The organism is Burkholderia cepacia complex sp. TUM26381 (assembly GCF_057439935.1).
In genome coordinates this window covers 3,357,107-3,369,657 of record NZ_CM172006.1, presented here as the reverse complement: position 1 = coordinate 3,369,657, position 12,551 = coordinate 3,357,107, and the positions used below count along the sequence as shown (strand labels likewise).

Here is a 12,551-nt window from a genome sequence, read left to right as displayed (position 1 = left end):
CCTCGCCAAACGCCAAACGCCAAACGCCAAACGCCAAACGCCAAACGCCAAACGCCAAACGCCAAACGCCAAACGCCAAACGCCAAACGCCAAACGCCAAACGCCGGCGCGTGCCGCGTGCCGCTCAGCCGGCCGCCGCGGCCGGCGGTTCGCCGCGCTGGCGCAGCGCGGCGCGGCCCGCGTCGAGATCGACGACCGCGAGCCCGTCCGGCTGCTGTTTCGCGCGCCGCTTCGCGAGCGCCGCGACCGACGCGATCTCGTCGCTGCCGTAGCGCTTCGCCCCGTGCGCGCCGGCCGGCACGCCAACCGCGCCGATCGCCATGGTCACGAAGCCGAAGAACGCCGGGTTGCCGTGGCGGTCCTCGCCACGCAGCCCGCCTGCCTGCCGGTCGGCCTGCGTGTAGAAGAGCTGCGCACCGTCGTTGAAGCGCGCGATCGCGTCGGCGGCGCGCTCCCGCCAGTCGTCGCGCTGGAACAGCACGAGGAAATCGTCGCCGCCGACGTGGCCGAGAAAGTCGCGCTGCGGGTCGCACACGCCGGCCAGCACCGTCGCCGCGAACTTCAGCACCTCGTCGCCCTGCCAGTAGCCGTACTGGTCGTTGAACGGCTTGAACTGGTTCAGGTCGACGTAGCACGCATGAAAGCCGGCGTCGCGCTGGAGCAGGCGGTCGATGTGCGCGCTGATCGGGATGTTGCCGGGCAGGAAGGTCAGCGGATTCGCGTAGCGCGCGGCCTCGATGCGCATCTCGGTCACCGCGCGCACCAGGCTCTCGCCGGTGCCGAGCCCGACGTAGCGGCCGTGTTCGGTGATCACGAAGCCGTCCGCGAGATAGCGCTGGTCGTGGCTCGCGAGCAGCATCGCGAGCTGCTCGAACGTCGTCGCGTTGTCGATCATCAGCGGCGCGTCGTTCGCGAACTGCAGGCACGGCTTCTTTCCGAACACCTCGCGGTGATACGGCAGCGCGAAGCGGTCGATGAAGCCGCGGCGATTCACGAGCGCGACGGGCCGCCCGCGTTCGACGAGCGCGACCGCGTGCAGGTCGGGCATCCGGTTGAACAGGTCGAGCACGTCGTTGCTGGTCGCGTCGCGCGGCAGCGCGGGGGCCGGCACCAGCATCTTTCCGGCGATCGTGCCGGCCGGCCGCACCGGGCGCGTCGCGCCGGGAAACACCGCGATGTGCGGCGCGCGGATCGCATCGCGCGCGGCCGGTGCGACGACTCGCGACGGCTGCGCGTTCGGCCGGCCGAGCAGGAAGCCCTGCACGCAGCAGATGCCCATGTCGCGCACGACGATCAGGTCGCATTCGTTCTCGATGCCTTCCGCGATCAGTTGCGCGCCGCTCGCCTGCGCGAAGTGCTGCATCGCTTTCACGGCCTCGAACTTGAGCGGGTCGCGCGCGATGTCGTGGATGAAGAAGCGGTCGATCTTCACGACGTCCGGATGCAGGCGCAGCCACAGGTTCATGCTCGCGTTCGCGGTGCCGTAGTCGTCGAGCGCGAACTGGATGCCGGTGTCGCGCAGCGACGCGACCGCCGGCCCGATGTGGGCGACATCGGGAATCGTGTTCTGCTCGGTGAGCTCGATCACGATGCGCTCGGCGGCGACCTGTGCGCGGGCGAGGAACTGACGCACTCGCTCGCGTTCGCTGGCGAGCTTGAGGATCGTCCCGGCGCTGAAATTGAGGAACAGCTTGCCGTCGCAGCCCAGCGCCGCGAACGCGTCGAGGCAGGTCAGCGCGGCGGCCTGTTCGAGCGCGATGGTTTCGCCTTCGCGCGCGGCCTGCGCGAACAGTGCGGCGGGCGGTTCGAGGTCGGTGCCGCGCGGGCCGCGGATCAGCCCTTCGTAACCGACGACCGTCCCCGACCCGAGGTCGACGATCGGCTGGAAAACGGCGGCGAGCGCGCGATCCGCGATCAGGCGCGTGGTGCGGGCGGCAGCGGAGTCGGAGTGGAGCGCGGGCATGGGCGAGGGCAGCCGAATCGACGGGACGCCCGGCTTAACGGCACCGCTCGCGGAGAATTGAATGAAGATTTTGTGACGCGATGGACGCTGCTGGTGCATCGCGCCGGACGCGCATCGACGCGTATCCGGAAGGCGTTGGCGGGGAGCCGCGGAAAGCGTGAGGCGTGAGGCGTGAGGCGTGAGGCGTGAGGCGGGAGGCGGGAGGCGGGAGGCGGAAAGCGGAAAGCGGAAAGCGGAAAGCGGAAAGCGGAAAGCGGAAAGCGGAAAGCGGAAAGCGGAAAGCGGAAAGCGGAAAGCGGAAAGCGGAAAGCGGAAAGCGGAAAGCGGAAAGCGGAAAGCGGAAAGCGGAAAGCGGAAGGCGGAAGGCGGAAGGCGGAAAGCGGAAAGCGGAAGGCCGCCATCGGCGGCCGTCGCGCCTCCGGGGGCGTCAGCGCTTGCCTGCGCTCAGCGTGCCGGGCGCGGAGGTCGCGTCGCCCTCGTCGTGCTCGCCGCTCATGTCGCGCGCGCCCCAGCGCTGCGCGAGCGCCGCGCACGCCATCAGCTGGATCTGGTGGAACAGCATCAGCGGCAGCACGACGGCGCCGACCGCGTTCGCCGAGAAGATCACCTTCGCCATCGGTACGCCGGCCGCGAGGCTCTTCTTCGATCCGCAGAAGATGACCGTGATCTGGTCGGCGCGGTTGAAGCCGAGCCGCTTGCTGACGAACGCGGTCAGCAGCAGCGCGATCGCGAGCAGCACGAGGTTGACGACCAGCAGGCCGCCGAGCGCGCGCGCCGGGATCTGGTGCCACAGGCCCTCGTTGACGGCCTCGCTGAACGCGACGTAGACGACCAGCAGGATCGAGCCCTGGTCGACGAAGCGCAGCACGCCGCGGTTGCGGTCGATCCAGCCACCGATCACCGGCCGCAGCAACTGGCCGGCGATGAACGGCACGAGCAACTGCATCACGATGCTGCCGACGGTGCTCCACGGCGATGCGGCGCCGGCCGACTGCGACGTGATCATCAGCCCGACGAGCGCCGGCGTGACGAAGATCCCGAGCAAGCTCGACGCGGACGCCGCGCACACGGCGGCCGGTACGTTGCCCTTGGCGATCGACGTGAATGCGATCGACGACTGGACCGTCGACGGCAGCGTGCACAGGAACAGCACGCCCGCGTACAGCGTCGGCGTGACGAGCGGCTGCAGCACGGGTTTCAGCGCGAGGCCGAGCAGCGGGAACAGCGCGAACGTGCTGAGCAGCACGACCGCGTGCAGCCGCCAATGGGTCGCGCCCGCGACGACGGCTTCGCGCGACAGCTTCGCACCGTGCAGGAAGAACAGCAGGCCGACGGCGATGTTGGTCGCCCAGTTGAACGCATGGGCAGCCGGGCCGCGGCAGGGCAGCAGGCTCGCGAGCACGACGGTGCCGACGAGCGCGAGCGTGAAATTGTCGGGAAGGAAGCGGGGACGGGCCATCTGGAACTCGGTTCGGAAACGACGAAGGCGCGCGTCGCGCGCGCGGATGGCGCTATTGTCCGGGTTGACGATTCACCACACAAATTCATTGTGGGAATCGATTGATGAATCGGTTGCATGAAACGGCGGCTGTCCTGGCCGCCCGGCGACGTGCAAAACGGCAGAAGAATGTTCTGTCGCGATCGCGCCCGGAAGTGAAAAAACCTAGCAGTAACATGGTGTTACACCGATGCCCGCGACATAACACTTTTTGGCTCGACACCGTTTCGGACGGCTCATAAATTACTGCTGAAAGCCTTGGGTCGGCCGAAAGGAGCTGGCGGCGGGCGTGGACAGGCACGGAACGATGACGGAACGGGTGAAACGGAAGATCGGACGATGGGTGGCAGGCGTGCTCGGCGCGTTCCTGATGCCGCTCGCGCTCGCCCAGCCGCCCCACGGCGGTCACGGGTTCGGCGGCCACGGCTTCGGTGGCGGCGACATGCGCGCGTACGGTCAGCCGAATGGCGGCGGGCAGGGCGGTGTGCCGGTCTGGCGCCGCGCTCCGCCCCCTGCCGGTGTGCGTCCCGGTGGTGTGAGCGGCTACGGCTCCCGCTGGGGGCTGCGGCCGACGCCGTCGTACGGCCATTACGCCGCGCAAAGCCCGTATCGTCCGATCAGTGCCGACGTGCGCCAGATGCCGCGCCCGCCGGGTGGCGGCAACGTGCCGCTGCGTGCCGGCTCGATCCGCGCCGACGTCGCGCGCTACAACGAGGAGCGTGGCGGCCGTCCGATGCCGCCGCCCCGCTCGCAGGAAGAGCCTGCGCACTCGCCGTTTTTCTCCCCGTTCTACCGAAACTGAGCGCCCCGGCGCTCGTCCCCCTGCCGGCTGATGCGAATTCGCCACAGTCGCGCGCAGATTTCCGCTGATTTTCCCGCCGCATTGCGCTATCTTTCGCGCCCGGCACGCGCATGCCCCGCCGCCGCCTGGCCGCGCGACCGCGTTCGCGCCGGGCCGCTGCCGGGCATCCGGCCATGTATCAATTCCGCGAAGTTAATGCCGCCGCTATACCAGCAATAAGTGTGCGCAATTTTGACCGGACGAATGATCCGTAAAGATGGCTGCGCCCCATACGACGCAAGCACTCGGCTCCAAAAAACAACGCTCGCGCCACTTATCGACTATTCGACAAAATCTGGAGATCCCATGAAAGCATTTGCTCGCCGTGCGTCGCGCACGTCCGTCAAGCTGATCGCCGCAGCCGCCTGCGTGGCGGCCACTGCGCCCGTCCATGCACAGTCGAGCGTGTCGCTCTACGGTCAGGTCGACGAATGGGTCGGCGCCACCAAGTTTCCGGGCGGCAACCGCGCATGGAACGTGTCGGGCGGCGGCATGTCGACGTCGTACTGGGGCCTGCACGGTGCAGAGGATCTCGGCGGCGGCTACAAGGCGATCTTCACGATGGAGAGCTTCTTCCGCGCGCAGAACGGCCAGTTCGGCCGCTTCCAGGGCGACACGTTCTTCGCGCGCAACGCGTACGTCGGCGTCAGCTCGCCGTACGGCACGGTGACGGCAGGCCGCCTGACGACGCACCTGTTCCTGTCGACGATCCTGTTCAACCCGTTCTACGACTCGTACACCTTCTCGCCGATGGTGTACCACGTGTTCCTCGGCCTCGGCACGTTCCCGACCTATCCGAGCGATCAGGGTGCAGTCGGCGATTCGGGCTGGAACAACGCGCTGTCGTACACGTCGCCTTCGTTCGGTGGCCTGAACTTCGGTGCGATGTACGCGCTCGGCAACCAGGCCGGCGACAACCGTTCGAAGAAGTGGAGCGCGCAGTTCAACTACGCGAACGGCCCGTTCGCGGCGACCGCCGTGTACCAGTACGTGAACTTCAACAACGGCCCGCAGGATCTGAGCGCGCTCGTCTCCGGCATGAAGAGCCAGGGTATCGCACAGGTCGGCGCGACCTATGACCTGAAGTATGTGAAGCTGTTCGGCCAGTACATGTATACGAAGAATGACCAGGTCGCGGGCAGCTGGCACGTGAACACCGCGCAGGGCGGCGTGTCGGTGCCGATCGGCGTGGGCAACGCGATGGCGTCGTACGCGTATTCGCGCGACGCAGGCGGCCTCGACCAGACGCGCCAGACCTGGGCCGTCGGCTACGACTATCCGCTGTCCAAGCGCACGGACGTCTACGCGGCCTACATGAACGACAAAATCAGCGGCCTGTCGTCCGGCAACACGTTCGGCGCAGGCATCCGCGCGAAGTTCTGACGCGTACGCGCGATCGATGCGCCGGCCGCGCGCGTAAAACGCGTGTTCCGGCTGCATGTTTTCCCGCCCGAAACGGCGCCGTCACTCGCGGCGCCGTTTTGCCTTTCTTGACCTTTCTGTTTCCTCGCCTTTGTTACCCTATCTCGTAATTGGACCATTCCCCCGTCATTACGAGCTAGTTCGATGGATACCCTCGTCAGCATGAATGTGTTTCGCTACGTCGTCGAAGTGGGCAGCTTCGTCGGCGCGGCCGAACGCATGCAGATGTCGGCTGCGATGGCGAGCAAGCACGTGATGCATCTCGAGCAGCAGCTCGGTGCGCGGCTGCTGCATCGCACGACACGACGCGTTGCGCCTACCGAGGCGGGACGCGAATACTATGAGCGCCTGGTGCAGGCGCTGTCAGAACTCGACGAAGCCGGGCAGGCCGTCGGCGCCGCGAGCGTGGTGCCGCAGGGCAGGCTGCGTGTCACGTCGCTGTCCGCGTTCGGGTTGCGGCACGTGATGCAGGCCGTCACCGATTACGCGGGCCGGTTCCCGGACGTGACCGTCGACATGACGCTGTCCGATCGCGTGGTCGACCTGATCGAGGAAGGCTACGACGTCGCGGTACGCGCGGCGCCGAACGGATTGAAATCGTCGTCGCTGGTCGCGCGGCAGATCGCGACCGCGCACATCCTGCTGGTCGCGTCGCCCGAGTATCTCGAGAAGCACGGCACGCCTCAGACGATCGCCGACCTCGCGCACCACAACTACCTGCGGCGCGATTCGAATTCGACGATGCTCGACGCGCTGGTGATCGACGCGGCCGCTGCGTCGCGCGTGAACCTGAACGGCAACCTGATCGTGAATCACCTGGAAGGGCTGCGTGCGGCCGTGCTCGCCGGCGCGGGCATCGCGCTGCTCGGCACCGAGGTGGTCGGCGACGATATCGAATCGGGCCGGCTCGTGCCGGTGCTGCTCGATTCGGTGCCGCCGCACGAAGCGCCGATCTATGCGGTGTACGCGAGCCGCCGCCACGTATCCGCGAAGGTGCGCTCGTTCGTCGACTTCCTGGCGGCGCGTTTCGAAGGGCAGTCGCTGTGCCCGTCGATCGAATCGCACCTGCGCGTGCTGCCGATCACGCGGATGAAGCGCGCGGTCTGAGCGGCGGATTCCGCTGCGGCGGGGCCATAAAAAAGCGCGAACCGCAGTTCAAGCGGTTCGCGCTTTTTGTTTGGTCCGACGGTTTGCGCGCCGATGGCGGCCGCGAGGGCCGCCGCCTTCGTCAGCGCGGGATGCCGAGCCGTGCCTTCGCGTCGTCGTACTCGCGCTTCAGCCGCTCGACGAGCGCGCCCACGCTCGGCAGGTCGTCCATCAGGCCGACGCCCTGGCCGGCGCCCCAGATGTCCTTCCACGCCTTCGTCTTGTCGCTGCCGAAATTCATCTTCGTCTTGTCGGATTCCGGCAGCGCGTCCGGATCGAGGCCGGCTTTCTCGATGCTCTCGCGGATGTAGTTGCCGTGTACGCCGGTGAAGAGGTTCGTGTAGATGATGTCCGACGATTTCGCGTTCACGATCGCGTGCTTGTAGTCGTCGATCGCGTGCGCTTCCTGCGTCGCGATGAAGCGCGTGCCCATGTACGCGAAGTCGGCGCCCATCGCCTGCGCGGCGAGGATCGAGCCGCCGTTCGCGATCGAGCCGGACAATACGATCGGGCCGTCGAAGATCTTGCGCACTTCGCCGACCAGCGCGAACGGCGACGTCGTGCCTGCGTGGCCGCCGGCGCCGGCCGCGACGAGGATCAGCCCGTCGACGCCGGCTTCGAGCGCCTTCTGCGCGTGGCGCAGGTTGATCACGTCGTGCAGCACGATGCCGCCGTAGCTGTGCACCGCGTCGACGATCTCGCGCGCCGGTGCGCGCAGGCTCGTGATGAAGATCGGCACCTTGTGCTCGACGCACACGCGCACGTCGTGCTCGAGCCGCGCGTTCGACTGATGGACGATCTGGTTGACCGCGATCGGGCCGATCACCGCATCGGGGTGTTTCGCCTTGTGGTCGGCCAGCTCCGCCTGGATCTGCGTGAGCCACTCGTCGAGAAGTTCGGCCGGACGCGCATTGAGCGCGGGAAACGAACCGACGATGCCCGCCTTGCATTGCGCGAGCACGAGTTCGGGGTAGCTGACGATGAACATCGGCGACGCGATGACGGGCAGCGTCAGGTTCTGCAGGACAGTGGGCAATGCCATGTGATGTCTCCAGTCTCCAGGGGCGGTCGGCGCCCGCGCAGTCGCGCCGGCGTCGACACCATGCTTTGCGGTCGAACGGTGATTCGAGTGTAGCTGCGGAACGCGTTCGTTCATATTAATACGAACGGTCGTGCGATTCTACGCGAGCTTAACAAAAGGCGCGGTGTGGCGGCAATCGAGTGAGTGTTCTCTTTCTACGGATTCTGGCGGTTACCCCGCTGTGAAGACGCGCGCGCGCTCCTAAAATAGCCGCCATAACAAACCAACGAGAAACAAACCATGTCGTTTGAGGCGTTTGCACCGTTTCGCGTGACGGTGCAGGACACCGACATCTTCGGTGTCAAAGGAGGCGCGGGTCCGCCGCTTCTGTTGCTGCACGGACATCCGCAAACCCACATGATCTGGCATCGCGTTGCCGCGACGCTCGCGGATCACTTCACGGTGATCGCCACCGACCTGCGCGGTTACGGCGCATCGGGCCGGCCGCCGAGCGACGCGCAGCACGTGCCGTATTCGAAACGGGCGATGGCGGCCGATCAGGTCGCGGTGATGCGGCACTTCGGCTTCGAGCACTTCCATGTGTGCGCGCACGATCGCGGCGCGCGGGTCGCACACCGGCTCGCGCTCGATCACGCGGAGGCGGTCGAGCGGATGATGCTGCTCGACATCGCGCCGACGCTCGCGATGTACGAGAAAACCGACCGCGCATTCGCGACCGCGTATTTCCACTGGTTCTTCCTGATCCAGCCGGCGCCGCTGCCCGAGACGCTGGTCGGCGCGCACACCGATGCGTACATCGAGCGCGTGATGGGCAACCGGTCGGCCGGGCTCGCGCCGTTCGCGCCCGAAGCGCTCGACGCGTATCGGGCGGCGCTCGCGCAGCCGGGCGCCGTGCATGCGATGTGCGAAGACTACCGTGCATCGGCGACGATCGACCTCGAGCACGACCGTGCGGATCTCGAGCGCGGCAACAAGGTCGCGTGCCCGCTGCGCGTACTGTGGGGCGAGCACGGGATCGTCGGCCGCTGCTTCGATCCGCTCGACGAATGGCGGCGCGTCGCGCGCGACGTCAGCGGCCGCGCGCTCGACTGCGGGCACTACATTCCGGAAGAGGCGCCCGTCGCGCTGATCGACGAACTGCTCGCGTTCTTCGAGGCGCGCGATCCGGCGGCGTAAAGGGGCGGGCAGGCGGCGCGTGCCGCCTGCGGCTCAGCGGTGCGCGCTGTCGTCCTCGACGAGCGGCGGCAGGCGGCGCGGCACCGGCGTCGATTTCACGATCGCGGTGCTCGTCTCCGCGCGCTCCGTCACCTTCGACAGGATGTCGTCGAGGTGCTCGATCGTGCGCAGGTAGAGCCGGCAGATGAAGCAGTCTTCGCCGGTCACCTTGTCGCATTCGACGAACTCGGGAATCCGCCGCAGCAACTCCTCGACCAGGTGCAACTGGCCCGGCAGCGGCTTCACGCGGACGATCGCCTGCAGCGTGTAGCCGAGCGCGCGCGGGTCGAGCTCGACGGTGAACGCGGCGATCACGCCTTGCGCTTCGAGCCGCCGCACGCGGTCGGCGGTCGCCGGTGCCGACAGCCCGATCTGCCGGGCGAGTTCGCTGGTCGCGATGCGTGCGTCGTCGGCCAGCGCCGCGACGATCGCGCGGTCGGTCGCGTCGAGCGATGCGACGGCGGGCGGGGAAAGGCGTTTCGGCATGATCGCTTTGCTTTCGAAGGTCAATCGGCTGATTCGCTTCAGTTTAGCCGTGGCTGCGGCGAAAGCAAGTTTCTAGAATCGAAGTCATCCCGCTCTTCAACGGAGTTCATGATGGCCTCGAATGAAATGCGCCGCGGCGCCGCCGAGATGATCGTCGCGATGCTGATGTCCGGCACGATCGGCTGGCTCGTGATGTCGTCGCAGCAGCCGCTGACGAATGTCGTGTTCTTCCGCTGCCTGTTCGGCGCCGCGACGCTCGCGATCGTCTGCGCGGCGTTCGGCTTCCTGCGCCGCTCGCTGTTCTCGCCGCGCATGCTCGCGCTCGCGACGCTCGGCAGCGTTGCGATCGTCGCGAACTGGCTGCTGCTGTTCGCCGCCTATTCGCGCGCGTCGATCTCGATGGCTACCGCCGTCTACAACACGCAGCCGTTCATGCTCGTCGCGCTCGGCGCGATCGTGTTCCGCGAACGGATCACCGCGTCGACGGTGGCGTGGCTCGCGCTCGCGTTCGCCGGGCTCGTGTTCGTGGTGCGCGTCGAGCCGGCCGTGCTCGCGGTGCCCGGCGCGTATCTGGAGGGCGTCGCGCTGTCGCTCGGCGCGGCGTTCCTGTATGCGATCTCGTCGATCGTCACGAAACACCTGAAGGGCACGCCGCCGCACCTGCTCGCGCTGCTGCAGGCCGGCCTCGGCATCGTGCTGCTCGCGCCGTTCGCGCACTTCGGCACGCTGCCTGCGACGGCCGGGCAGTGGCTCGACCTGATCGTGCTCGGCGTCGTCAACACGGGGCTGATGTACGTGCTGCTGTACGGCGCGATCCAGAAGCTGCCGACCGCGATGACGGGCGCGCTGTCGTTCGTCTATCCGGTCGTCGCGATCGTCGTCGATCACGTCGCGTTCGGGCAGACGCTCGCGTGGACGCAGGTATTCGGCGCGCTGCTGATCCTGCTCGCGGCGGCCGGCGTGAACCTCGGCTGGCGTATCGTGCCCGCGCGTCGCGCGGCGGTCGGCAACTGAAACGATCGTACGATTCGGCGCCGCTGCGGCGCGCCGGACGCGAATTTCAGGAACGGTGATTGCGCGCGCAAGCGGCCCCCGCGCACGCGTGAAAAACGCTGTAAGAAGTTGTAGGGAAACACCCGATGCGACGCGGCGGCGTCGCTCGTATGATGCGGGCTGTGACGTTGATCACGTTCACAGGATTCCGATCTCGATGCCGTTCGCCCGCGAGGCTGAACGGCTTTTTTTTTATGTTTCGCTTCCGGCGAGCAGGCGCCGCCTCGCGTCGAGCCGCGCGAGCAGCGCACGCCTGGCGTCGTCGTCCGATGTACGCCATCCCTTGATCTCGCCGCGCGTGCGCAGGCAGCCCGCGCACCAGTCGGTGCGCGGATCGATGCGGCAGACGTCCGTACACGGCGACGCGACCGTGGCGACCGGCACCGTCACGTCGCTCATGCGTCGGCCCGCAACGCGACGTCCGCGACCGGCGCGCCCGTCAGCGACACGAGTTCGTGCGGCGACAGGTTGAACACCGCGTGCGGATGGCCGGCGGCGGCCCACAGGCTGTCGAGCGCGAGCAGGTCGGCGTCGATCAGCGTGACGGGTTCGACGAGATGGCCGATCGGGCAGACACCGCCGATCGCATAGCCGGTGTTGTCGCGCACGAACTTCGCGTCCGCGCGGCCGACCGCGCCGACCTGCGCGGCGACCTTCTTTTCATCCACGCGATTGACGCCGCTCGCGACGACCAGCACGGGCGCGCCGTCCGCCTGCCGGCGAAACAGGATCGACTTCGCAATTTGCGCGACCGAACAGCCGAGCCCGGCCGCGGCTTCGGCCGACGTCTTGCCGGTGTCGGCGAGCATCACGATGCCTTTCGCATGGCCGCGCTCGCGCAGCAGCAGCGCGACGCGTCGCGCGGAATCGGGGAGTGAATCGAATGAAGCGGGTGTCGTCATGTCGAGGAATCCGTGGAGTGGCGCGATCAGACGCAGTTCGCGGCGTCGGCCGCGCTCTGCGCCTTGGCGAGCAGGGCGCGCCCGGCGCGCGACACGTTCGCGCGGCCGATTGCGTTGGAGATGAAGTCGCCGGCGGCGACGACCTGCGCGAGATCGATGCCGGTGTCGATGCCGAGGCCCTGCATCAGGTACAGCACGTCCTCGGTCGCGACGTTGCCGGTTGCGCCCTTCGCGTACGGGCAGCCGCCGAGGCCCGCGACCGACGCGTGGAAGATCTCGATCCCTTCGAACAGCGCCGCGTAGATGTTCGCGAGCGCCTGGCCGTAGGTGTCGTGGAAGTGGCCCGACAGGCGTTCGCGCGGAAACACGCGCGTGACGGCCGCGAGCACTTCGCGCGTGCGCGTCGGCGTGCCGACGCCGATCGTGTCGGCGATGTCGATCTCGTCGCAGCCGAGCGCCGCGAAGCGTTCGACGACGTCGACGACCGACGCGACCGGCACTTCGCCCTGGTACGGGCAGCCGAGCGTGCACGACACGCTGCCGCGCAGCCGCAGGCCCGCGTCCTTCGCGGCTTTCGCGACGGGCTCGAAGCGCGCGATGCTCTCGGCGATGCTGCAGTTGATGTTCCGCTGCGAGAACGCCTCGCTCGCCGCGCCGAAGATCACGACTTCGTCCGCGCGTGCGGCGACCGCATTCTCGAAGCCTTTCAGGTTCGGCGTGAGCACCGAGTACACGGTGCCCGCGCGGCGTTCGATGCCGGCCATCACGTCGGCGCCGTCGGCCATCTGCGGCACCCATTTCGGCGACACGAACGACGCGGCCTCGACATTGCGGAAGCCGGCGCGCGACAGCCGGTCGACGAGTGCGATCTTCACGTCGGTCGGCACGAAGGTCTTCTCGTTCTGCAGCCCGTCGCGCGGGCCGACTTCGACGATCTTGACGGCGGTGGGGAACGTCATGGTTGTCTCCTGATTGTTCGGTAG

At 67.6% G+C, this 12,551-nt stretch carries 12 protein-coding genes; 5 read left to right on the top strand and 7 right to left on the bottom strand.

Annotated elements, in window-relative coordinates:
- Positions 1-124 precede the first annotated feature (124 nt).
- Complete coding sequence (locus ACWMMN_RS15800; protein ID WP_174994244.1) at positions 125-1,963, bottom strand: EAL domain-containing protein; 1,839 nt, start codon at positions 1,961-1,963, stop codon at positions 125-127.
- 427 nt (positions 1,964-2,390) lie between these two features.
- Positions 2,391-3,422, bottom strand: coding sequence for a bile acid:sodium symporter family protein (locus tag ACWMMN_RS15795; protein ID WP_486422839.1), 1,032 nt, complete (start codon positions 3,420-3,422; stop codon positions 2,391-2,393).
- Between the two features lie 346 nt (positions 3,423-3,768).
- Here ACWMMN_RS15795 and ACWMMN_RS15790 point away from each other — a divergent pair, with 346 nt between their 5' ends.
- From ACWMMN_RS15790 to ACWMMN_RS15780, 3 genes are all read left to right on the top strand, one after another.
- Positions 3,769-4,263, top strand: a complete 495-nt coding sequence (locus ACWMMN_RS15790) for a peptide-binding protein (protein WP_174994242.1) — start codon at positions 3,769-3,771, stop codon at positions 4,261-4,263.
- Between the two features lie 345 nt (positions 4,264-4,608).
- Positions 4,609-5,685 carry a porin gene (locus tag ACWMMN_RS15785; RefSeq protein WP_059233022.1) on the top strand — a complete coding sequence of 359 codons (1,077 nt, stop codon included), beginning with the start codon at positions 4,609-4,611 and terminating at the stop codon, positions 5,683-5,685.
- A 183-nt stretch (positions 5,686-5,868) separates the two neighbouring features.
- Positions 5,869-6,831, top strand: coding sequence for a LysR family transcriptional regulator (locus tag ACWMMN_RS15780; protein ID WP_059233023.1), 963 nt, complete (start codon positions 5,869-5,871; stop codon positions 6,829-6,831).
- A gap of 121 nt (positions 6,832-6,952) precedes the next feature.
- On the opposite strand, the gene ACWMMN_RS15775 is transcribed toward ACWMMN_RS15780, so the two are convergent.
- Positions 6,953-7,912, bottom strand: a complete 960-nt coding sequence (locus tag ACWMMN_RS15775; protein ID WP_059233024.1) for an NAD(P)H-dependent flavin oxidoreductase — start codon at positions 7,910-7,912, stop codon at positions 6,953-6,955.
- 279 nt (positions 7,913-8,191) lie between these two features.
- Between ACWMMN_RS15775 and ACWMMN_RS15770 the strand changes: the two genes are divergently transcribed.
- Positions 8,192-9,088, top strand: a complete 897-nt coding sequence (locus tag ACWMMN_RS15770; protein ID WP_059233025.1) for an alpha/beta fold hydrolase — start codon at positions 8,192-8,194, stop codon at positions 9,086-9,088.
- A 33-nt stretch (positions 9,089-9,121) separates the two neighbouring features.
- Here the strand turns inward: ACWMMN_RS15770 and ACWMMN_RS15765 are convergent, their stop codons facing one another.
- Complete coding sequence (locus tag ACWMMN_RS15765) at positions 9,122-9,613, bottom strand: Lrp/AsnC family transcriptional regulator (protein ID WP_059236583.1); 492 nt, start codon at positions 9,611-9,613, stop codon at positions 9,122-9,124.
- A gap of 111 nt (positions 9,614-9,724) precedes the next feature.
- Between ACWMMN_RS15765 and ACWMMN_RS15760 the strand changes: the two genes are divergently transcribed.
- A complete protein-coding gene (locus ACWMMN_RS15760) occupies positions 9,725-10,627 on the top strand; it encodes a DMT family transporter (RefSeq protein WP_059236585.1) in 903 nt (300 codons plus the stop codon).
- A 231-nt stretch (positions 10,628-10,858) separates the two neighbouring features.
- Here ACWMMN_RS15760 and ACWMMN_RS15755 read toward each other — a convergent pair whose 3' ends face one another.
- The 3 genes from ACWMMN_RS15755 to ACWMMN_RS15745 are packed head-to-tail and all read right to left on the bottom strand — an operon-like array spanning position 10,859 to position 12,527.
- Positions 10,859-11,065: a DUF1289 domain-containing protein gene (locus ACWMMN_RS15755; protein WP_059233027.1), complete on the bottom strand. Its 207-nt coding sequence runs from the start codon at positions 11,063-11,065 to the stop codon at positions 10,859-10,861.
- The gene (locus ACWMMN_RS15750; RefSeq protein WP_059233028.1) at positions 11,062-11,568 is read right to left on the bottom strand and encodes a YbaK/EbsC family protein; all 507 of its coding nucleotides are present in this window, start codon (positions 11,566-11,568) and stop codon (positions 11,062-11,064) included. The genes ACWMMN_RS15755 and ACWMMN_RS15750 overlap by 4 nt, the downstream gene beginning before the upstream one ends.
- Positions 11,569-11,594: 26 nt before the next feature.
- Positions 11,595-12,527 carry a hydroxymethylglutaryl-CoA lyase gene (locus ACWMMN_RS15745; RefSeq protein WP_059233029.1) on the bottom strand — a complete coding sequence of 311 codons (933 nt, stop codon included), beginning with the start codon at positions 12,525-12,527 and terminating at the stop codon, positions 11,595-11,597.
- Positions 12,528-12,551: the final 24 nt, after the last annotated feature.

What these genes read in the sequence shown, in the direction of transcription:
- ACWMMN_RS15800 (WP_174994244.1), bottom strand. Translation starts at nt 1,963, where the DNA reads ATGCCCGCGCTCCACTCCGACTCCGCTGCCGCCCGCACCACGCGCCTG.
- ACWMMN_RS15795 (WP_486422839.1), bottom strand. Translation starts at nt 3,422, where the DNA reads ATGGCCCGTCCCCGCTTCCTTCCCGACAATTTCACGCTCGCGCTCGTC.
- ACWMMN_RS15790 (WP_174994242.1), top strand. Translation starts at nt 3,769, where the DNA reads ATGACGGAACGGGTGAAACGGAAGATCGGACGATGGGTGGCAGGCGTG.
- ACWMMN_RS15785 (WP_059233022.1), top strand. Translation starts at nt 4,609, where the DNA reads ATGAAAGCATTTGCTCGCCGTGCGTCGCGCACGTCCGTCAAGCTGATC.
- ACWMMN_RS15780 (WP_059233023.1), top strand. Translation starts at nt 5,869, where the DNA reads ATGGATACCCTCGTCAGCATGAATGTGTTTCGCTACGTCGTCGAAGTG.
- ACWMMN_RS15775 (WP_059233024.1), bottom strand. Translation starts at nt 7,912, where the DNA reads ATGGCATTGCCCACTGTCCTGCAGAACCTGACGCTGCCCGTCATCGCG.
- ACWMMN_RS15770 (WP_059233025.1), top strand. Translation starts at nt 8,192, where the DNA reads ATGTCGTTTGAGGCGTTTGCACCGTTTCGCGTGACGGTGCAGGACACC.
- ACWMMN_RS15765 (WP_059236583.1), bottom strand. Translation starts at nt 9,613, where the DNA reads ATGCCGAAACGCCTTTCCCCGCCCGCCGTCGCATCGCTCGACGCGACC.
- ACWMMN_RS15760 (WP_059236585.1), top strand. Translation starts at nt 9,725, where the DNA reads ATGGCCTCGAATGAAATGCGCCGCGGCGCCGCCGAGATGATCGTCGCG.
- ACWMMN_RS15755 (WP_059233027.1), bottom strand. Translation starts at nt 11,065, where the DNA reads ATGAGCGACGTGACGGTGCCGGTCGCCACGGTCGCGTCGCCGTGTACG.
- ACWMMN_RS15750 (WP_059233028.1), bottom strand. Translation starts at nt 11,568, where the DNA reads ATGACGACACCCGCTTCATTCGATTCACTCCCCGATTCCGCGCGACGC.
- ACWMMN_RS15745 (WP_059233029.1), bottom strand. Translation starts at nt 12,527, where the DNA reads ATGACGTTCCCCACCGCCGTCAAGATCGTCGAAGTCGGCCCGCGCGAC.